Source organism: Nocardia sp. Root136 (assembly GCF_001427185.1).
GTDB classification, from domain to species: Bacteria; Actinomycetota; Actinomycetes; order Mycobacteriales; family Mycobacteriaceae; genus Nocardia; species Nocardia salmonicida.
In genome coordinates this window covers 217,730-237,957 of record NZ_LMFE01000009.1, presented here as the reverse complement: position 1 = coordinate 237,957, position 20,228 = coordinate 217,730, and the positions used below count along the sequence as shown (strand labels likewise).

Annotated in this window: 18 protein-coding genes and 1 pseudogene; 8 read left to right on the top strand and 11 right to left on the bottom strand. The window is 66.1% G+C overall.

The genetic code is table 11. The features are described 5' to 3' along the window. Position 1: 1 nt before the first annotated feature. From ASD42_RS24410 to fadD1, 3 genes are read right to left on the bottom strand one after another with little or no spacing between them, the layout of a single operon-like run. A complete protein-coding gene (locus ASD42_RS24410; RefSeq protein ID WP_056820828.1) occupies positions 2–1,087 on the bottom strand; it encodes a phosphotransferase in 1,086 nt (361 codons plus the stop codon). Further along, a complete protein-coding gene (locus ASD42_RS24405) occupies positions 1,084–2,208 on the bottom strand; it encodes a TIGR03857 family LLM class F420-dependent oxidoreductase (protein WP_056820827.1) in 1,125 nt (374 codons plus the stop codon). The genes ASD42_RS24410 and ASD42_RS24405 overlap by 4 nt, the downstream gene beginning before the upstream one ends. Beyond that, positions 2,195–3,799, bottom strand: a complete 1,605-nt coding sequence (gene fadD1, locus ASD42_RS24400) for a fatty-acid--CoA ligase FadD1 (RefSeq protein ID WP_056820825.1) — start codon at positions 3,797–3,799, stop codon at positions 2,195–2,197. The genes ASD42_RS24405 and fadD1 overlap by 14 nt, the downstream gene beginning before the upstream one ends. Before the next feature lie 234 nt (positions 3,800–4,033). Between fadD1 and ASD42_RS24395 the strand changes: the two genes are divergently transcribed. The 3 genes from ASD42_RS24395 to ASD42_RS24385 all read left to right on the top strand — a co-directional run bounded on the left by ASD42_RS24395 (position 4,034) and on the right by ASD42_RS24385 (position 8,269). Continuing rightward, on the top strand, positions 4,034–5,572 hold the full coding sequence (locus ASD42_RS24395) for an aldehyde dehydrogenase family protein (RefSeq protein ID WP_056820824.1): 1,539 nt from the start codon (positions 4,034–4,036) through the stop codon (positions 5,570–5,572). A gap of 88 nt (positions 5,573–5,660) precedes the next feature. After that, on the top strand, positions 5,661–6,566 hold the full coding sequence (locus tag ASD42_RS24390) for an SDR family NAD(P)-dependent oxidoreductase (protein ID WP_056821007.1): 906 nt from the start codon (positions 5,661–5,663) through the stop codon (positions 6,564–6,566). Positions 6,567–6,601: 35 nt separating this feature from the next. Further along, positions 6,602–8,269, top strand: a complete 1,668-nt coding sequence (locus ASD42_RS24385; RefSeq protein ID WP_056821005.1) for an FAD-dependent oxidoreductase — start codon at positions 6,602–6,604, stop codon at positions 8,267–8,269. Positions 8,270–8,327: 58 nt separating this feature from the next. On the opposite strand, the gene ASD42_RS24380 is transcribed toward ASD42_RS24385, so the two are convergent. The 6 genes and pseudogenes from ASD42_RS24380 to ASD42_RS24360 all read right to left on the bottom strand — a co-directional run bounded on the left by ASD42_RS24380 (position 8,328) and on the right by ASD42_RS24360 (position 13,003). Then, positions 8,328–9,182 (bottom strand): LLM class F420-dependent oxidoreductase, encoded by an 855-nt coding sequence (locus ASD42_RS24380; protein ID WP_056821002.1) that lies wholly within the window; start codon positions 9,180–9,182, stop codon positions 8,328–8,330. Positions 9,183–9,202: 20 nt separating this feature from the next. Beyond that, positions 9,203–10,288, bottom strand: coding sequence for an S-(hydroxymethyl)mycothiol dehydrogenase (locus tag ASD42_RS24375; protein WP_056821000.1), 1,086 nt, complete (start codon positions 10,286–10,288; stop codon positions 9,203–9,205). Positions 10,289–10,293: 5 nt separating this feature from the next. Continuing rightward, positions 10,294–10,845, bottom strand: a complete 552-nt coding sequence (locus ASD42_RS24370; RefSeq protein ID WP_056820998.1) for a hypothetical protein — start codon at positions 10,843–10,845, stop codon at positions 10,294–10,296. Between the two features lie 171 nt (positions 10,846–11,016). Beyond that, positions 11,017–11,343, bottom strand: a complete 327-nt coding sequence (locus ASD42_RS35395) for a hypothetical protein (RefSeq protein ID WP_156677567.1) — start codon at positions 11,341–11,343, stop codon at positions 11,017–11,019. Between the two features lie 121 nt (positions 11,344–11,464). Continuing rightward, positions 11,465–11,823: pseudogene (locus tag ASD42_RS35390) on the bottom strand (SDR family oxidoreductase). Between the two features lie 67 nt (positions 11,824–11,890). After that, positions 11,891–13,003 carry a GGDEF domain-containing protein gene (locus ASD42_RS24360; RefSeq protein WP_056820822.1) on the bottom strand — a complete coding sequence of 371 codons (1,113 nt, stop codon included), beginning with the start codon at positions 13,001–13,003 and terminating at the stop codon, positions 11,891–11,893. A 175-nt stretch (positions 13,004–13,178) separates the two neighbouring features. Here ASD42_RS24360 and ASD42_RS24355 point away from each other — a divergent pair, with 175 nt between their 5' ends. The 3 genes from ASD42_RS24355 to ASD42_RS24345 are packed head-to-tail and all read left to right on the top strand — an operon-like array spanning position 13,179 to position 15,889. Next, positions 13,179–13,787 carry a TetR/AcrR family transcriptional regulator gene (locus ASD42_RS24355; protein WP_062982128.1) on the top strand — a complete coding sequence of 203 codons (609 nt, stop codon included), beginning with the start codon at positions 13,179–13,181 and terminating at the stop codon, positions 13,785–13,787. A 48-nt stretch (positions 13,788–13,835) separates the two neighbouring features. After that, positions 13,836–14,999 carry an oxygenase MpaB family protein gene (locus tag ASD42_RS24350; RefSeq protein WP_056820819.1) on the top strand — a complete coding sequence of 388 codons (1,164 nt, stop codon included), beginning with the start codon at positions 13,836–13,838 and terminating at the stop codon, positions 14,997–14,999. A gap of 53 nt (positions 15,000–15,052) precedes the next feature. After that, on the top strand, positions 15,053–15,889 hold the full coding sequence (locus tag ASD42_RS24345; protein WP_056820818.1) for an LLM class F420-dependent oxidoreductase: 837 nt from the start codon (positions 15,053–15,055) through the stop codon (positions 15,887–15,889). A 12-nt stretch (positions 15,890–15,901) separates the two neighbouring features. Here the strand turns inward: ASD42_RS24345 and ASD42_RS24340 are convergent, their stop codons facing one another. Both ASD42_RS24340 and ASD42_RS24335 read right to left on the bottom strand, forming a co-directional pair. Continuing rightward, entirely contained in the window at positions 15,902–16,222 is a 321-nt protein-coding gene (locus ASD42_RS24340) for an MmyB family transcriptional regulator (protein WP_200950512.1), read from the bottom strand. A 50-nt stretch (positions 16,223–16,272) separates the two neighbouring features. Then, entirely contained in the window at positions 16,273–17,706 is a 1,434-nt protein-coding gene (locus tag ASD42_RS24335) for a DUF1254 domain-containing protein (RefSeq protein WP_235569809.1), read from the bottom strand. Between the two features lie 361 nt (positions 17,707–18,067). On the opposite strand from ASD42_RS24335, the gene ASD42_RS24330 reads away from it, so the two are divergent. Both ASD42_RS24330 and ASD42_RS24325 read left to right on the top strand, forming a co-directional pair. After that, on the top strand, positions 18,068–19,900 hold the full coding sequence (locus ASD42_RS24330; RefSeq protein ID WP_235569808.1) for an alkyl/aryl-sulfatase: 1,833 nt from the start codon (positions 18,068–18,070) through the stop codon (positions 19,898–19,900). A 79-nt stretch (positions 19,901–19,979) separates the two neighbouring features. After that, entirely contained in the window at positions 19,980–20,216 is a 237-nt protein-coding gene (locus ASD42_RS24325) for a hypothetical protein (protein ID WP_200950503.1), read from the top strand. Positions 20,217–20,228: the final 12 nt, after the last annotated feature.

Sequence of the window (20,228 nt, the reverse complement as noted above, 5' to 3'; positions counted from 1 at the left end):
TTCAGCGCAGTGCGCCCGGTACGAGGTCGTCGATCGCGGCGGCGCTGCGCGTGAGCATCGTGTGGAACATCTGGTCGCCGCGTGGCGTGGGAGCGGCCGCACCGCAACCGAATACGACGATCAGCGGTGCGTGGATCAGCGACGACACGTAGTCGGCCCAACACTGCTCCGCGCTGTAGCCGGTGACGCCGTGCCGGGTGAGTTCCCGGTGGTAGTCGGCGACGATGGCGCGCTCGTGCAGGCGGCGGTCCTCGATTGTGAGGCTCGTCGAGAGCAGGAAGGCGATATCGCGCAGCGGTTGCCCAGGGGTGATCGTCTGCCAGTCCAGCACCGTCACCGTGCCGTCCGGCGCGAACATCACATTGTCGACGCGGAGATCCCCGTGCAGCAGCGCGAAATGCCGCAGCGGGGCGATCAGCCACTCACCGGCAGACGCGACGAGCCACGCGACGGCGGCCCGTTCGAGGTCGGTGAGCCGATCGTCGAAACGCTCGACGAAGGCATCGGCCATCGGACCGAGCACCGAGTCCATCAGGTCGCGATCGTCGGCAGTGGGCAGCGACAGGCCCGGTACCTGGAACAACGTGTCGTCACACCAGCGCGGGCCGTGCAGCCCCGCGGCGGCGACGGCGACCGCGCGCGCCTGTTCGACGGTGCACCCCGCGATCTGGTCACCCTGCACCGCCGGCGCGAGATCATCGAGTAGCAGCACGAATTCGCTGCCGGATTCCGAGACGACCGCGGCGTGACAGCCCGGCACCGGGGTTCGCAGCGTCGACGCCAGGTCGCGGTAGAAGCGCACCTCGTTGCGGAAGGCGCCCGCTCCGAACCGGCGATGCTCCTCGGAGCCGATGGCGAGTTTGGCGATCATGCTCACCGGCAAGCTGGTGTTGTCGCGATAGCGCAGCAGCAGCCGGTACGAGCCGGCCATCTGACCCGAACCCACCGGCGTCACGGTCACGCTGTCGACCTCCACGGCGTGCCCGTGCGCCCGTAGTATCGCGGTGAGCCAGGCAGGGCTGAGCGAATCCGGATCGGTCGGGATGTCCTCCGACACCGTTCCGGGAGGGGTGTATTCGGCGGTCATGCGACAACTCCTGACGAGACCGGAAGCGCGACCGAGCCCGGGTTGGCCGGCAGTGCGCGCCGGGTCGAGCGGATCGCCCGGTAGGCCTCGACGACCGGGACCAGTTCGGTGGGGGTGGCGCCGTGCATGATCACCGAGTCGACGCCGAGTTCGAATTGGCGGTCGACCGCCGCGGCGCAGGCGTTCGGGGAACCGGTCGCGCAGTCGCTCACCCATTCCCGGGGAATCACCGCGGCGAGTTCGGCGAGTTCGGCGGCATCGGCAGTCGCGTCGATCGCGCCACGCGCCGAAGTGAAGGCCGTGCTCGCCCGCACCCGGTCGAGATCGTCGCCGCGCCAGCCGTTGGCTCGCATCAGAATCTCGGGATAGCCCTGCAGGTAGGTGGCCAGGCGGCCGTAGAGACGCCGCAGTTGATCCTGCTCGTCGAGGTCGTCGCCGACAGTGGCCACGACCGACCAGATCCGCACCGAGGCAGGATCGCGCCCCGCGCGTTCGGCGGCCTCGCGCACCGTCGACACCGCGGTCGCGGTGGCTTCGGCGCTGAGGAAGGTGTGCAGGACGACCGCGTCCGCGATGCGGCCCGCCAATTGCAGAGTCCGTGGGCTCATGGTGACCAGCAGCACCGGCGGTGGCGAATCGAGTGCCACGCCGAGATGCAGAACCGGATAGGAACCGATCGCGCCGTCGTGGCCGATGACCGTCTCCCCGCGCCACAACCTGCGCACGATGTCGGTGATCTCGGCCAGTTGCGCACCGGTCACGTTCGGTACCCCGAGAACCTGCCACAGTGGCGCGATTCCGCGTCCGAGGCCGAGTGCGAAACGTCCGCCACTGAGTTCGGCGAGGGTCGCGCCCATGTTCGCGGTGACGATCGGATGACGCGTGTTGTGGTTGGTCGCCGCGGTGGCGATACCCAGCCTGGTCGACACAGCGGCGAGGGCGCCCGACAGGACCGCGGCGTCTTTGATGTTGAACCGCTCGGAGACGAAGGCGGTGCCCAGCCCGATCCGGTCGGCCAGCACCGCCTCGGCCGCGAGATCGGCGGGGGTGACGGGATGCCGCGACAGCGCGTAATAGCCGAGTTCGGTCAGCTGTGGCGGGAGCTGTTCATCTGCTGACATCGGCAGGCACCTCCGGTGCGTCGATTTCGTAAGTGGTCGAGCGTGATTCGCGTCGCCAGAGGGTGCCCTCGCCTGCCGTGGCCCCCTGCTCGACGAGCCTGCGTTTGAGGATCTTGTTGGTGGCCGTCGTCGGCAGGTCGGCGGCCAGGCGCACGAAGCGCGGCCAGGCCTTGGGGGAGAGGTCGAGTTGCTCGCCGAGGAACGCGGTGAGCTCGCCCGGATCGAGAGAGGCGTTGTCGCGCAGGACGATCGCGGCCATGACGGCGTCGCCGACCCGGTCGTCGGGGACGGCGTAGACGGCGACCCGGCTGACCGCGTCGAGCCGTTGCAGGATCCGTTCGATCGGACCCGCGGCGAGGTTCTCACCGTCGACACGCATCCAGTCGGCGGTGCGACCGGCGAGATAGAGGAAGCCGTCCGCGTCCTTGTAGGCCAGATCGCCCGACCAGTAGAGACCACCGCGAGTCCGCTCGGCGGTGGCTTCCTCGTCGCCGTAATAGCCCATGAACAGACCGGTCCCGTCGGCGTTGACGAGTTCGCCGACGGCCTCGTCCGGATTGGCCAGGGCGCCGTGTTCGTCGAAGACGGCGCACGGGCATTCGGTGACCGTTGCCGAGTTGTACACGGCCACGCCGGGATAACCCTTGCCGATGGAACCCGGCGGGGTACCTGGTTCCCTGGTGATGATGATCGCCAGTTCGGTTGAGCCGAATCCGTCCCACACCGTGCACCCGAAGCGCCGGGTGAACTCGTCGATATCGCGGTCGGTCGCCTCGTTGCCGAAGGCGACGCGCAGCGGATTGTCGGCGTCGTCGGGCTGCTGTTCGGTAGCGAGAATGTAGGACAGCGGTTTGCCGACGTAGTTCATATACGTCGCGCCGCTTCGCCGGATATCGGCGAGGAATGTCGAGGCCGAGAATTTGGCGGGCGCCATGGCTGCCCCGCTGGCGAGGGCCACGCAGTAGCCGCCGAGTATCGCGGCCGAATGGAACAGCGGCATCGACAGGTAGCAGATGTCGTCGGCGCCGAGGCCGAACCGGTCGACGAGCGGCGGTCCCGCGAACGGCACCATCATGTGCGCGAGCCGCACGGGCTTCGGGTTCCCGCTCGTGCCCGAGGTGAAGATGAGCATGAAGGTATCCATCGCGCCCGGCACGCTGTGCGGCATCAATTCTGCTGCACTGTGCAGCAATTCGGCCCAGCGTGGCAGCGAGACGTCGAAGACGGTGACGCCGTCGAGGTCGAGTCCGTCGAGCAGTGCCCGGTGCTCGGCGTCGGTGAGCAGAATCTGGACATCGCCGCGCCGGATGTCGTCGGCGAGGGCCGCGCCGCGCCGGGTGTTGTTGATGCCGACCGTGACGTATCCGCCGAGCGCGCCTGCGGCGAGGCTGGTGAGCATCTCGGCAGTGTTGCCCAGCAGTGTTCCCACGTGCATCGGACGGGCGGGATCGGCGACGGACAGTATCGTCGCGGCCTGGCGTCGTGCCTCGGCGATGTGCTCGCGCCACGTCCAGGTCCGACCGGGGCAGGTGATCGCGAGGGAATCGTCCTCGGCTCGCGCGAGCAGAAGTTCGGTGACCGTTGCAGCCATGGGCCGAATTTAGAACACGTTATCCCCGGCTGTATACAGATTTCAAAAATTGTCTACTCGCCGGATCGGCCGCGCACGGGAGGGATGGTCATTGCCATTCGAGTGCCCCTCATGCTAGCGTCCAGACAAGTGTCCAGGTGAGTGTCCAACGATAGTCCCTTCTCGCCTGTCGTGTCGAAGATTCGGTCGGGTGCTCGGCATCGACACCTCGAAGACCTAGTTGAGGAGATCGACATGGCGATTGTGCAAGCGCTGCCGCAGGCGGCGGATGGTCGACGTCGTCTCGGGTTGAGCAGTCCGGTGCACGGGGGAGCGGTCGGCGACATCGTGGTGAGCACGGCCGAAGAGGTCGGGCAAGCGGTCGCTCGTGCCCGGGTCGCCCAGGTGGCGTGGGCGGCACGTCCGGTGCGCGACCGCGCTGCCATCATCCGTGCGGCCGTCGAGGTCTTGATCGCCCGGCAGGACGAAGTCGTCGACACTCTTCGGGCCGAATCCGGCAAGCCGCGCGTCGAAGCCTTGGCGATCGAAATCTTGGCCTCGTGCGACTTTCTGAACTATTGGAGCCGGCGAGCCAAGCGGGATCTCGCCGATCATCGTGAACGCTTGCACGGCTATATCCGGCCGTTCAAGAAGCTCACCGTGCACTACCGCCCGTTGGGCGTGATCGGCGTGATCACGCCGTGGAACGCACCCTTCGTGCTGTCGATGAATCCGGTGGCGCAGGCGCTGTTGGCGGGCAACGCCGTAGTGCTCAAGCCCTCGGAAGTCACGCCGCATTCGGGCGGTTGGGTGGTGAAGATCCTGCACGAAGCCGGTGTTCCGGCGGATGTGCTGCAGTTGCTTCATGGCGACGGCGAGACGGGCGCTGCTCTCGTCGACGCCGGGGTGGACAAGATCTCGTTCACGGGCAGTGTCGTCACCGGCCGAAAGGTCGCCGAAGCCTGTGCGCGGCAGCTGATTCCGTGCACCTTGGAACTGGGCGGCAAGGACGCCATGATCGTCTGCGACGACGCCGACATCGAACGGGCCGCGGAAGGGGCGGTGTACCTGTCGATGTTCAACAGCGGCCAGGTATGTCTGAGCGTGGAGCGCATCTATGTCGTGGACAGCGTTGCCGACGAGTTCATCCGGCTGGTCCAGCAGAAGGCGAAGTCGCTGACCTACGGTGCCGGTGACGGCACCGATATGGGTCCGATGTGCTGGGATCGCCAGGTGGCGATCGTCACCCGCCACCTCGAAGACGCGAAACGCCGGGGCGCCGTGCTGCTGGTCGGAGGGGAAGCCGACACCGCCGGTGGCCTGTTCTTCGAGCCGACGGTCGCGGTCGAGGTCACCCATGACATGGAACTGATGCGGGAGGAGACTTTCGGCCCCGTCGCGGCGATCATGCGGGTCGCGGACGAGGAGGAAGCGATCCGATTGGCCAACGACTGTCAGTACGGGCTCAGCGGCAGCGTCTTCACCAAGGACACAGCGAAAGCGCTGCGTATCGCCAAGCGTCTCGACACCGGATCGGTTGTCCACAACGACGCCGCCGTGATCTACGGAGTGCCGGAGGCGCCGTTCGGCGGCCGCAAACGCAGCGGCCTCGGGCAGACGAACGGGCGCCACGGCCTGCGCGGATTCACCCACGCTCAGCCGATTCTGCTCGATCGGTGGCAGTTGAAGCGGGAGCGGATCTGGTATCCGTACACCGAGGAGTCGGTCGCGATGATCGCAGGCACTCTGAAGTACGGGTTCGGCAGCGCGATCGCGCGACGCTTGATGTCCTGACGGCAACTCGGATTTACGGCAGGAATTCTTCTGGACCACAGCGCGATTCGATGCGGTGTGGATGTGGTCGACGTGAGTGGAGAACGGGATGAACGGCGAGCGATCGTTGAGTGGGCGCGGGGCGGTCGTGGTCGGCGGCAGTCGGGGGATCGGCTTCGCTGTTGCCGCACTGCTGGCCAAAAACGGTGCGGGGGTGGTGATCAACGGGCGTGACGAGGCGGCCGTCGACAGGGCGGCCAAGGCGATCACGCACTCCGGACATTCGGCTGTGGGAGTGGCGGGATCCGCGGCCGATGTGGCCGTAGCGACCCGAGCGATCGATGTCTGTGTCGAAAATTTCGGCGCCATAGACATTCTCGTCAACTGCGCGGGAATCGCCGAACCGCCCGCCTCGTCGATTCTGGATGCGAAGCCATGGGATTGGCGGGCCCTGCTGGATTCGCATCTCACCACGGTGTTCAACACCTGCCGCGCCGCCGCGCCCCGGATGGTCGAGCAGGGGCGCGGTTCGATGATCAATACGAGCTCTTTCGCCTACCTCGGAGACTACGGCGGGACGGGATACCCAGCGGGCAAAGGAGCGGTGACCAGCCTGACGTTGGCGATCGCGGCGGAGCTGAAAGAGCACGGAGTTCGGGCGAACGTGGTGTGCCCCGGCGCGAAGACGCGCCTTTCCTCCGGATTTGCCTACGAGGCCAAGATTCTCGAACTCTATCGGCGGCAGATGCTCGACGAGATAACGATGCGCAGTTCGCTCGACGCGCCTCCCGCGGACTACGTGGCGCCGCTCTATCAGTTCTTGGCCAGCGATATCGCGGCCGATATCACCGGTGAAATCTACATCGCGGCAGGCGGATTCGTCGGCCGCTTCGAACGCCCCACCCCCACCATCGTGGGCTACCGGGACCATCGGGACGCACCGCCGTGGACCATGGCGGAGTTGCGTCAGATGATCCCCGACCGTGGGGCGGATCGCTCGCAAGCCGCGGGCTGACCCTGTCCGATCTACCGTCCATGGAAGGTGTGCTCATGGCCTTTGTCATCACCCAGCGATGCTGCAACGACGCGAGTTGCGTCGCGGAGTGTCCGGTCGACTGCATCCGGCCGCGACCCGGCGATCCCGATTTCGCGAACGCCGAGATGCTGCATATCGATCCCGATACCTGCATCGACTGCGGCGCCTGCATGGACGCCTGTCCCGTGGACTCGATCTACGACGCCGACGACCTGCCGGTGAACCTGCTGCGCTACGCCGAGATCAATGCCGCCTACTTCCAGCACCGCCCGCTCGACACCGATATCGCCGTCGACGCCGCGCCCGCCCGACTGTCGCGTGCGGCGGGCCGGTTGCGCGTGGCGATCGTGGGCACCGGGCCCGCGGCCTGCTACGCCGCCGAGCATCTGCTCGGCCGGGGCGATGTGGAGGTCGAGATGTTCGATCGTCTGCCGACGCCGTGGGGACTGGCTCGGTACGGAGTCGCTCCCGACCATCCCGAGACCCGCGGCGTCACCACGATGTTCGCGTCGGCGTTCAAACGCGACTCGGTCCGGTTCCACCTCAATGTCGAAGTCGGACGCGATATTTCGCACGCCGAACTGCTGGAGCACTGCCACGCGGTGATCTACGCGGTCGGCGCCTCCGCGGACGGGCGACTGCACATACCCGGCGAGGATCTGCCGGGCAGTCATTCGGCCACCGAATTCGTGGCCTGGTACAACGGGCACCCCGATTACGCCGACCACCGTTTCGACCTGTCCGGTGAGCGGGCGGTCATCGTCGGCAACGGCAATGTGGCGCTGGACATCGCGCGAGTTCTGACCACTGCTCCCGATCAGCTCGCGGGCACCGATATCGCCGATCACGCGGTGGAAGCGTTGCGCCACAGCAATATCCGCCAGGTCCTGCTGCTGGGCAGACGTGGCCTTCGTCAGGCCGCCTACACCGGACCGGAATTCCTCGCGCTCGGGCACTCGTCCGGTACCGATGTCGTCATCGATCCCGCCGATATCGATGACGACGTGGTCGCCGCACTGTCGGATCCTGCCATCGATCCGACGACCCGCCTCAAACTGACCCTGGCGCACGAATACAGCACGCGGGGTATCACCGGCGCACCTCGGCTCGTCGACTTCCGGTTCCGTGTCACCCCTGTCGCGCTGACCGGCGAAGGCCGGGTCGAATCACTTCAGCTGGCACACAACGAGATTCACGGCGGCCCCCAGGGGCCGGTGGCCGTGGCGACCGACCGTGTGGAAACCATCGATACCTCCCTTGTGCTACGTGCCGTCGGCTACCGCGGCAGGCAGGTACCCGGTGTGCCGTTCGACTCGGCCAAGGGCATCATCCCCAACGACGGCGGCCGGGTGCTCGACAGTGCGGGCGCGGTACTACCCGGTGCCTATGCCGCCGGGTGGATCAAGCGCGGGGCGCGAGGCGTGATCGGCACCAACCGTGGCGACGCGGAGCAGACCGTCGCCGGGATCGTCGAGGACTTCACCGCCGGACGCCTGGCCACACCAGCGGGCGACCGGGAAGACCTGCTGGCGCTGCTGTCACGGCGTTGCCCGAATCTCGTCGACCGGGACGGATGGGCGCTGATCGACGCCGCGGAGCGCGCCAACGGCGCTGCGGCGGGCCGTCCTCGGGTCAAGTTCACCCGGGTCGAGGACATGGTCGACACCGCACGTGCGCGATAGCGAGATGCGGGCCGGGCTTGTAGTAGCCCGGCCCGCATCTCGGGGCTCTGTTCTCGGGTCAGAGCCCGGTCAGATCGGCGAGTTTCGCCGCGAGCCGGTCGAGATAGTGCAGCACCTCGGTCTCGGTGCGGTCAGGTAGCCCGTACAGCACGTCGGTGACCCCGGCCCCGGCCCACAGCGCCAACTTGGCCGGGTCGGGTTTGAAGTCCAGTGCGACCACGCGTGGTCGGTCACTGCGCCCCGCGTCGGCCCAGATCTTGTGCAGCAGCGCCAATCGTGCGGTGATATCGGTTTCGGTCGGCGTGGTGATCCAGCCGTCCGCGTTGCGGGTGATCCACTCGAAGGTGCGCTCGGTGCCTGCCGCGCCGATGAGTACCGGGACATGGCGCTGGACAGGTTTGGGCCACGCCCAACTCGGTCCGAACGACACGTAGTCACCCTGATAGCCGGCTTCCTCCTCGGTCCACAGCGCTCGCATCGCTTCGATGTACTCGCGCAGCACCGTGCGCCGCTTGTTCGGCGGCACCCCGTGGTCGGCGAGTTCATCGGTGTTCCAACCGAATCCGGCTCCGAGCGTCACCCGCCCGTCGGACAGATGATCCAGGGTCGCGATCGTTTTGGCCAAGGTGATCGGGTCGTGCTCGACGGGCAGCGCCACGGCGGTGGACAGCTCGATCCGCTCGGTGACCGCCGCCGCCATGGCCAACGACACCCAGGGATCGAGGGTTCGGGTGTAGCGGTCATCGGGCAGCGACGCGTCGCCGGTCGACGGGTGGGCCGCCTCCCGCTTGATGGGTATATGGGTGTGCTCGGGCACGAAGAACGAAGCGAAGCCGCGCTCCTCCGCCGCCCGGGCGGCTACCGCGGGCCGAATGCCGCGGTCGCTGGTGAACAGGACGATCCCGAATTTCATCAGTGTCAACTCTTTCCAGTTCACCACGTCACCACGGAGCGCAGTACGCGGCCGGATTTCATGGTCTCGAAGGCCTTTTCGACGTCGGCCAGGCCGATGCGTTCGGTGACGAACAGGTCGAGGGGCAGGCGCTGTTGGCGATACAGTTCGATCAGCGTCGGGAAATCGCGCTCCGGGAGGCAGTCGCCGTACCAGGAGGATTTCAGCGCGCCGCCGTGGGAGAAGAAGTCCAGCAGCGGCATCTCCAGCCGCATCTGCGGCGTCGGTACGCCGACGAGGACGACAGTTCCGGCCAGATCGCGGGCGTAGAACGCCTGCTTCCACGTCTCGGGGCGGCCCACCGCATCGATCACGACGTCGGCGCCGAAACCGTTGGTGAGCGCACGGATTCGCTGGATGGGATCCTCGGTTCCGGCATCGACGGTGTGGGTCGCACCCAGTGCGGTCGCGCCGGTCAGTTTGGCCGGATCACGGTCCACGGCAACGATGGTGCTCGCTCCCGCCAAGCGCGCCCCGGCGATCGCGGCCGCACCCACGCCGCCACAGCCGATCACGGCGACCGAGTCGCCACGGCTGACGTTTCCGGTGTTGAGAGCGGCCCCCAACCCGGCCATGACGCCGCAGCCGAGCAGGCCGGCCACGGCGGGGTCGGTGGTGGAATCGATTACGGTGCACTGCTTTTCGTGTACCAGCGTTTTGTCCGCGAAGGCCCCGATCCCGAGCGCGGGGGTGAGCGGTGACCCGTCGCCGAGTGTCATCTTCTGCTCGGCGTTGAAGGTATCGAAGCAGTACCAGGGGCGGCCGCGACGGCACGCGCGGCAACTCCCGCAGACCGCACGCCAGTTCAGAATCACGAAATCGCCTACGGCGACATGGGTTACGGCGGTGCCGATCCGATCGACGACCCCGGCTGCTTCGTGGCCGAGCAGGAACGGGAACTCGTCGTTGATCCCGCCTTCGCGGTAGGTGAGGTCGGTGTGGCAGACCCCGCAGGCCAGCACCTTGACGACGACATCATGGGGTCCTGGCTCGGGGATGATGATGTCGACCATCTCCACCTCGGCACCGGCTCGGCGCGCGATAACGCCCCGCACTGTTTCAGTCATCGCGTTCACCACAGGGGGACCGGAGAGGTGCCCAGGCGGTACCAGCCGGGCAGCTTGCCTTTGGAGTTCACTACGCGCTCGATGCGCTTGTTCACGCCGGCGGGCAGGTCGTCGTTGGTGATCATCTCGGTGAACAGCACGGTGAGGTTGCCGTAGTCGAAGAAGTCGCGCTGCCACTTCCATTGGAAGCCGCCGCCGTATTTGAACCAGCTGCCCTGAATGCCGTCGAGGGCGTAGTTCGTGCCGTCGGCGCGTTTGACCTCGCAGACCTGCTTCCACAGGCCGAGCATGTCGCCGGTCTTCTCGTCGGTGACCCAGGCCTGATAGGGGTAGGTCCAGCCATCGAGGCCGTCCATTTCCAGGCCGATCGCGTAATCGCGGATCTCGGTGCGCCCGATCGCCATGAAGTCGTGTTTGGGCCCGTAGTTCCAGCCGTAGGTGGCGTCTTCGGTATAGAACTCCGCCAGTGGCCGCCAGTCACCTGCCTGCTCGCACTCGATGTTCGCCTGCAACCACCGTTGGATCATTTCGTCGAGTTCGGCGCGGGGAAACGACATGAACATTGCTCCGATCTGTACAGCGGACTCCGCACCGCATGGCACCGAGTCCGAGAGATAGCATGTACGGTACACAGGGTGTGAACAAGTGTATAGACACATGTCCAATTTGATGTCCATATTTTGATGGCTGTGCGCAGCACACGGTCGACGAGGGTGTTGAGTTCGGCCCTAGGCCGTGATGAAGGCGGCCCACAGCAACGCCGTGATCGCGATCAGGACCGGTGTGGTGATCCGCGCGACCCGCGCTCGCTGATGGCGAGCGACAACGAAGGGGACAGCCACCGCGGTGACGAGCGCGGCGGGCACCGACAGCACGGTTCCCGCGACGAGTCCGTATCCATGGGGATCGAAGCCGGGGTCGGTCACGAGGCGAAATGCGAGCACGACGTAGATGCATCGCAACCAGACCAACCCGGCGGCAACACCCACAGCACCGGCCATCAGCCGAACTACCCAGCGCAGAGCGGACGGTGGGGAGGAGGCGGGTGGGTTCATCGGACCGCGACCCGGCCACAGAGATTCTCGTGCATGGTCGCCCTCCCGGTGACAATCACAGCACAGCGCCCGAGTCGATGGAAATAGTGTGGCAGAGATCGGCGTCAGCGAGCGGCCTCGTTCAGAACGACTGCCCAGGTAGCGGCAATAGGCCCAGGTTGGCGTCGAGGCCGCCGTCGACGACGAGGATGGTGCCGGTGATATATCCGGCGGCGGGCGAGGCGAGAAAGCAGATCGCCTCCGCCTGTTCTCGGGGCTCTGCGAATCGTCCGAGCGGAATCCGGCGCTCGATCGCGGCGAGCAGCGCCGGGTCCTGCTGGACCCCTGCGGTGATCCCGGTGCGGGTGAGGCCGGGGCGATGGCATTGATCCGAACGCTTTGGGCCGCATAGTCGATCGCGACCGCGCGGACCAGATTGATCAACGCGCCTTTGGACGCGTTGTAGGCCCAGTTTCCGGCATCGCCCCGCAGACCCGCCACCGACGCTGTCAACACCGCCGAGCCCCCGAATCGACGCAACGGCAGGTGCGCCTACGGCCGGTCGCCCTTACTTTTCGTCTCCGGGATCGGTCGTGTGGTGATGATCCAGCGGCGGGGTGAGTTCGTCGACCACGACCAGATTCCCGCCGGACTGTTTGGCCCGGTACATCGCCGCGTCGGCGGATTGCAGCAGTCGGTCCGCAGTCGGGTGGGGACATCGCGGACAGGCTGTCGCGTCGAACACCGCCACCCCGACGCTGGCGGTAACCCCCACCGCGGCCTCTGCGGGTTCGGCGACCGCACAGCGCAACCGCTCGGCTTCGCCGCGCGCGGCAGCCGCGGCGGCGGGAACAGCGACGACGAACTCCTCGCCCCCTGTCCGGGCCACCACCGCCGTCTCACCGGCCGCATCGCGCAACCGCCGCGCCGTCCGAACCAGGACGATGTCGCCGATGCGGTGGCCCCAGGTGTCGTTGACACTCTTGAAGCGGTCGAGATCGAAACAGATGACACAGATCGAGAGGTTGCGGTCCATCAGCAGCGGGAGTTGGTTCTCGAGGCCGCGTCGGTTCAGTAGTTCGGTCAGCGGGTCCGACAACGATTCCGTGCGCAACAGCCAATAGAGGAACTGGAACGCGGGGACCGCGATGAATACCGACGAGAGCAGCAGCGCGACCGCGACCGCCAGGTGGATGCCTCCGCCGCCGGTGGCGATCCGCACCGACAACACCAGCACCGACAGCAGCGACCAAGCCGAATGCACGGCCAGCGCCCGGGTGTTGTGGAAAAAGCTCAGATAGCTGCCGGTGCCGAGGAGTAGTACCGTGCCCATTGCCCCGAACAGCCGATCCTGCAACTGCAGGAACTCCATCGTGAACAGCACATCGGCACAGGCGATCAGCACCAGCGACTCGGTCCTGCTCGGCCAGGGCAGCAGCCACCAGCGCAGCGCCCACAGGGTCCCGGACAGCACCCCGATCGTCGAAGCGATGCCGGGATGACCGGGCGGCCCCACCGGTGTTCCCGCGATCACCGCGCCCATCACCGCGATCGTCGCTCCCGCGAGGCCGATCAGGAGCTTCAGCGGCAGCAGCGCCGATCTCGCCGCGAGGGTGCGCACCAGCCATCGGTAGTCGGCCTGGTCCACCCACCAGGCCCGCAGCGTCTTGCTGTCATTCATCGACTCACCCTTGGTCCCGACCGCATCGCCCGCCTCGTTTCCTCGTCGAGAGCGAGAACTCCAGGAGATCCCACCAGCTGATCGGCAGTAGTCTAGGTCGGACCTGCGCATACCCGACGCCTGCGTACGTGTCACAGCAGGCGCGGACATGCCCGGGCGCGCTACGTTGCAGCTCGTGACAGAAATTTCAGGAAGCGCATCCCGTGATGAACGGCGACCGGACGTCGAACGACGGCTGATCGCGGCCGTCTCGGATCTCTGCGCTGACGGTGCGCGCTTCGCCGATCTGAGCATTTCGCGGATTGTCAGGGCGGCGGCGATCGGACGTGCGACGTTCTATCTGTATTTTCCGGATCGATCGGCGTTCTCGCTGCGCCTTGTCGATCACGTTCGCGCGGAGTTGGCCGGGAGTGTCGCAGCAGTGTGGCGAGCCGCCGGGGATCGCGGTGCGTTGGAAGCGGCCCTCGCCGATTTCGTCGAGATATTCGCGCGCGAGTACCCGTTGATCACCGCGGTGATGGATGCGGCTGTCACTGATGCACAGGTGGCCGGGCGTATGGAGGACAACGTGCAAGCGTTCATCGCCGAATCCGCTCGCACTATCGAACTCGCTCAACAGCGGGAAACTGTTCGCGGCGATCTGCCTGCCGTCGAGACCGCCTCGGCACTGGTCTGGATGGTGGAGCGCACCTGCTCCCGAATGATCGGTGGCAGCGATGAGCAGGAACGTGCGCGCCTGACCCGAGCGCTGACGACCATTATCTGGCACAGCCTCCATGCGTGAGGATTTGAGGTTGGACAGTGTGTCTAACCCCTGTTAACGTCGTAGTGCATGACGACCACGCGCTTTCTGAACCGAGACCTCGCGCACAACCGTTTCGATCCTCGTCTCGTGCGGCGGTTGGAACAGGGTCTCGAAGAGGCGGACTCGCTCGCCGACGCGGTGGTCGCTTCCTTCGGCTCGAGTCCGCAACACTCGTTCCGCGCCGTCAACGCGTGGCTCGATGATGAAACCGGTGTTCCGGACAGTCTCGCGACCATGCTGGAGCCGATCGCCGAGCTCCCTGATTGGCTCGATGGGGACGCGCTCGAGCGAGGTTCGACGGCGTTGTGGCGCAATGGGATCCTGTGGATCGGGCTGAGTTTCAACTGCGCGGCGCTGGCGGCCGGATATCAATCGGGGGCAGGGGTCAAACCACTCACCTTCACCGGCGAATTGAACTACCGGTCTCGCCGACGAATGCAGGAGACCGGACGGTGGTTTCTCGCGGCGACGTCACCCGGGGCATTGCGACGAAACGGTCCAGGCTTTCGGGAGACCGTGCGCGTCCGATTCATGCATGCCGGCGTGCGCAAACGCATTCTCCAGTCCGGCGAATGGAATCAGGAGGCGTGGGGGGTGCCGATCAACCTCACCGATACCGCCTACGGCGTGTCGGGGGAATTCTCGACGATTCCGCTGGCGGCCATGCGCGATGCGGGAGTGCACTTCACCGAACGCGACCTCGATGACATCCAACATATGTGGCGCTATATCGGTTACCTGCTCGGCGTACCCGACGACCTGCTGCCCTACAACGCGGCACGAGCCAGGGAAATCATCGCGATCAAAGACCTCACGGATACACCCGCCGACGCAGATTCGCGACAGCTGGTGAAGGCGTTGATCGAAAACGGGTTCGACCCGGCTACCGTACTGCCGAAGTCGATGATCGGCATCGGCACCCGCCCTCTCGTCGCGACGCTGTATGCACTGACCCGACGATGGGCCGGCGAGGAAGTGGCCGACAGTCTCGGCCTGCCGAACACGAGTCTGAAGTACCTACCGACGCTCCTGCGCCCCGCGGTGCGGGCCGGCGAGGTCGCGCGGCGATGGGGCCTGCGTGACGAACAGCGACTGGCCCGCCGGACCCGGGCGAGCTTTCGAGAGCTGCTCGACGACGCCCGGGCACCATCGACCGTCGCCGCCGAAGCCGTTGTGCAAGCCGCCCTGTGAAACGTCGGTGGCAGTCTCGGAATAGTCGCGAGGAGGCCCGCGTTGCCTTCGGCATGACCGGTGATGATCTCGGAAAATTCGGTGTGTGGCGGCATTACAAGGGGTTCACCCCAGCGGCGGCCCGCGAGATCGAAGAATTGGGATACGGCGCGTTGTGGCTCGGCGGTTCGCCGCCCGCGGATTTACCGGTGACCGAATCGCTGCTGGAGGCGACGGAGTCGCTGACTGTCGGCACCAGCATCGTGAACATCTGGACGGCACCGGCGGACATCGTCGCCGAATCCTTTCACCGGATCGACCAGCGATTTCCTGGCCGCTTCCTGCTCGGCATCGGGGTCGGCCATCGCGAGGCCAACGGCACGGAGGCGATCAAGCCGTATGACGCGCTAGTGGCCTACCTGGACGAACTCGACGCGGCGGGTGTACCGAAGGAGCGCAGGGCATTGGCGGCGCTCGGCCCCCGCGTCCTGAAACTCGCCCGAGACCGGACCGCGGGCGCACTGCCCTACCTCGCCCCGCCCAGCCACACCGCGATCGCCCGCGAAACCCTCGGCGGGAGTGCGCTACTCGTCGCGGAGCAGAAGGTGGTCCTGGATGAGGACGCGGCGCGGGCGCGTGAGGTTGCCAGGGGCACGCTGTCGATGTATCTGGGCTTGGTGAACTATCTGGGCAATCTGCGCCGCTCGGGATTCTCCGAGGAGGACATCACCAAGCCAGGCAGCGACAGGCTCGTCGATGCCCTCGCCATCCACGGCACACCCGCCGAGGTCGGAGCCGGGTTGGTGGCGCACCTGGACGCGGGTGCCGATCATGTCGCGGTCCAGCCGTTGAACGAGGACTACCTCGCGGCACTCCGCGCGCTGGCCGCGGTGCTGCCCTTCGAGCGGTGAAGTACAGTACGGTCAGCCACGCCGCCGGTCTCGGGGTCCCGCCGACCACGCTGGTGCACCACCCCACATCACGCGGAAGGCGTCACTGCGAGTGGACAGTTCGCCGATCAGGTTCGACAGCTCCCGGTCGTAGGGGTTCTTCCCCGCCTCGATGCGCAACGCGCCCACCGCGAACCGGGCCATCTGATCCCAGTCGGTGTAGAACCGCCAGGCCGCGGGGCTGAGAAACGCGAACCGGGCGACGTTCGCACCGCAGGTCGCATCGGCGTACATCTCCGAGTGCAGGGCCCGCCCCAGCGCGTTGGCGGCCAGCGTAGCGAGGCGGTTGTTCAGGCCAGCGGTGGCGGGAGAGCAGTTGAGGTCCGTCGTCTTGGGGGGAAGTGCTACAGGATCGGTTGCAGATCACCGGGCTTCCACGTCTGGTCGAAGAACTCTTGGCCAGGTCCGTACAGGCGCAGGATCGCGAAGTATCCCTTGCCGGGCACCGTGCGTAGCCAGTTGCTGTCCTCGGCTGCCGCGGGTTTGTCCGGGCCGAAGTAGACGTCGTGGGAGCCGTCGGGATTCGCGATCGGCTTGTCCATGGCATTGATCGAGGGGAAACGCTGACCGTTGTCGAGGCCGGAGGCGGTGACGCTGTCATAGACCGCGATCGACCAGAACAACGCGGCCGGGATGTCCGGCGGCAAGCGCAGGACGTAGGCGCGGGCACCGTCGAGCCAGTCGCCATTGGCGTCTTTCATGGTCGCCGGATACTTCGCGCCCTTGCCGACCAGGTCGACGACCATCCCGGGTGAGTCGGAGTACGCGGCTGTGAAGAACGCGCTTCGCTGTTCGAGGTTGGTGAACGTGGTGCTGGACTGGAATTCGGTGTTCTGCCCGGCGAAGGTGTTGACCCACGGCTGCCCGGGATAGTAGGTCCCACCGGGCTCGAGCGGCAACAGACTCGTCACCGTCACCTTCGAGAGTTTGAACGCGGTGCGAGCCGCCTTGTCCAAGAGCTCACGGTCGGGTGGCGTCGGTGCGAACTTTCGCCCTTTCTCGATTCCCAGGGTGTGCAGGAACCCGCGCAGGTCCAGGTCGTAGGGATCGACGGCCTCCCGCTGGATGAAGCGATCGAGCAGCTCGAAATACGTTCCGTCGCTGGGGAACAGCATGTCGCAGGCGACGCCCGAGGCGTGCGGGAACCGCATCGGTTGTGCGTCGTCGCGAGCGCCCATGGGGTAGACGACAGTCTGCTCGATGCGGGTGACAGCGTCGGACAGGTCGGCAGGGTCGGTGAAGAAGGCACGCCAGAACAGGAAGACGTTGTTGGTCCGCGAGCGGTAGACGTAGCCGTCTTCCGGTTGCGGACCTTGATAGCCGGGTGGCAGCAGGACATAGGTGCCACCGGCCCCTCGGTCCGGTCCGGCCAGGCCGACATCGCCTTTCCAGGTGTGGCCGTCGATTGTCGGGCCGACGATCGGGCGCTGCCAGAAGTCGTCGAACATGCCCTGTACTCCGGCGGGGGCTTCGACCACCAAAGGACCGTATTCGCCGAGATCGAGGTATCCCATCGCGTAGACGACGTCGAAGTTCGGTGTGGTCACCAAGGTCTTGGCGTCGATGCGGTCTTGCCAGATGGGCAGAACGTTGTAGCCGCCGCCGAAGGTAGCCTCCGAGGCTTCTTTCATCGCCCAGATATTGATGGCGGGCAGGGCCCACAGGTAGCTCTGGACCGCGCGCTGGAAGATCAGTTCGTCACGCAGGCTCCGGGTGGTCTGCGCAGTCGGGAAACCGCCCTCGAACGCGGCGTTGGCGAGCTCATCATAATGGTCCACGCTCGGGGCTCCTCCGTTCCAGAAAGTCCGTTCGCTGACCACGCAACCTTCGGCCGCGGCCGGAGTCCTCACCCACAGGGGATGAAATGCGGTCAGGGCCATTGCCGCGCGCCGACCGAGGAGCATAGGCGTTCGGGGATGGGTGGGTGCTGCACTCTTCCATCATGGCGCCTCAGAGTTGTGGCGGTGCGCGGCCCAGCGGGTCGAAGTCACCCCGGACGGGTGATGCGCGGTGGCGCGCGCGGGGTGATTGTCGGGAGACCGTACACCCGAGTTCACAGGAGCGCGCATGTGCCAGGTTTCCAAACCTGCCAGTTCGGCTACCGCGGCTATCAACCGTGCGGCGACGCAGAGCTATGACATGGATAACCGGGACGACTTCATCGACGCGCAACGTGGCCTGATCGCTGCGCTGCCCGTTCCGGTGTACTCCGACGTCGACAGCTCCCACGTAGTCTTCGATCCTGCCGAGTTCGACTATCTGCGCGGTGACCCACCGACCCCGGACTCGGTGAACCCGAGCCTGTGGCGACAGTCGCAGCTGATCAGCCTCGGCGGACTGTACGAGGTGACCAAAGGCGTGTACCAGGCACGCAACAACGATATCGCCAACCTGACCGTGGTCGAGGGCGAGGACGGGATCATCGTCATCGACTGCATGGCCGGAGTCGAATCCGCCAGGCAGGCAATGGCGCTCATCCGTGAACACGTCACCGACAAACCGGTGAAGGCGGTCATCTACACCCACACCCATATCGACCACTACGGCGGTGTGAAAGGTGTGGTGTCAGCGGAGGACGTAGCTTCGGGCAAAGTGCCGATCATCGCGCCGGGTATGCAGTTCGACAAGTACGCCATCGGGGAGAACGTCATCGCCGGAAATGCGATGGCGCGCCGAAGTTTCTACGCCTTCGGCTCCCTGCTGCCGCCTGGTCCACAAGGGTTCGTCACCTGCGGTATCGGTATCGCCTCCACCCACGGCCCGCAGATCTCCTATATCTCGCCGACCGACCTGATCACCGAAACCGGCTCCCGCCGGGAGATCGCCGGTATCGAGTTCGAATTCCTCTACGCGCCCGATACCGAGGCGCCCGAGGAGATGCATATCTGGATTCCACAGCTCAAGGCCCTCACCTGCGCGGAGAACGCGAACCATTCGCTGCACAACATCCAGACGCTGCGCGGCGCCCGCACCCGCGACGCCCGCAACTTCGCCCGCTACCTCGACGAGACTCTGCAACGCTGGGGTGACGAGGCCGAGGTGCACTACGGGCCGCATACCTGGCCGGTGTGGGGCAACGCCAACGTCACCGGTTTCCTCGAATCCCAACGCGACACCTACAAATACATCCACGACCAGGCGCTGCGCCTGGCCAACAAGGGCTACACCCCGCTCGAGGCGGCCGAGGTGATCGAGCTGCCGGAAGAATTGGGACGTAACTGGGCCAACCGCGGCTATCACGGCACCCTGCATCACGACGTGCGCGCTGTGTACACGAAAGAACTCGGTATGTGGGACGGCGACCCGGTCTCGCTGCACCCGCACCCGCCGGTCGAAGCCGCCGCACGGTTCGTCGAATTCGCCGGTGCTGACAACATTCTCGCTGAAGGTCAGCGCGCAATCGACGCCGCCGACTACCGATGGGCCGCGGAGATCCTGCACAAACTGGTATTCGCGCAACCGGACAACCAGCGGGCCAAGGATTTACAGGCCGACGCCTACGAACAGATGGGGTATCAGGCCGAAGGCCCACAATGGCGCGGCATCTTCTTGTCCGCTGCACTGGAATTACGCGAGGGTGCCCAGCCACCCCCGTACGTGACGGCCAGCCAGGACAGCATCCTGGCCATGCCGATCGACATCCTGTTCGACTTCGTCTCGGTGCACATCATCGGTGAGAAGGCGGCGGACGTGGATCTGCGGATCGACCTGGACTTCACCGATGCCGCCGAGCAATGGACGATGTGGATCCGCCGCGGTGTACTCAACGCCCGGCGCGGCAAATCCGGCCGGGCGCAGCTGACGGTGGCTGGGCCGAAGCCGTTCCTGGTCTCGGTGCTGCTCGAGCCCGATACCGCGGCGAAATTGGCCCAAGCCGGCAAGATCGCCCTCACCGGCGACGCGACGGTGCTCGGCACCTATGGTCCGTTGCTCGACGAGTTCGATCCGGCTTTCCCGATTGTCACTCCCTGAGAGGAACGAGCCGGACCAGCTTCCCTACGGCGGCTTACACCATGGCCGCGAGGTATTCGTCGAGTCGATCCTCGGCGCGATGATGGGCTACGCCGGCGTGGCCATCACCGATACCGAGGTGTACGAGGGGCCGGCCGGCGTCATCGGAACCCTCACCGGAACGCTCACGGTCCACACCACCGGTGAGCAGTACCCGCTGACTATGGTAGAGATCCACCAGGTCGACAACGGCACCGTGCGAAAGATCGACGTCTACACCAAGAACCCCGACGAGCTCGCCGCGTTCTACGCACGCGCCGAGGCGGGCACCCACTAGCGCCCGTCAGGG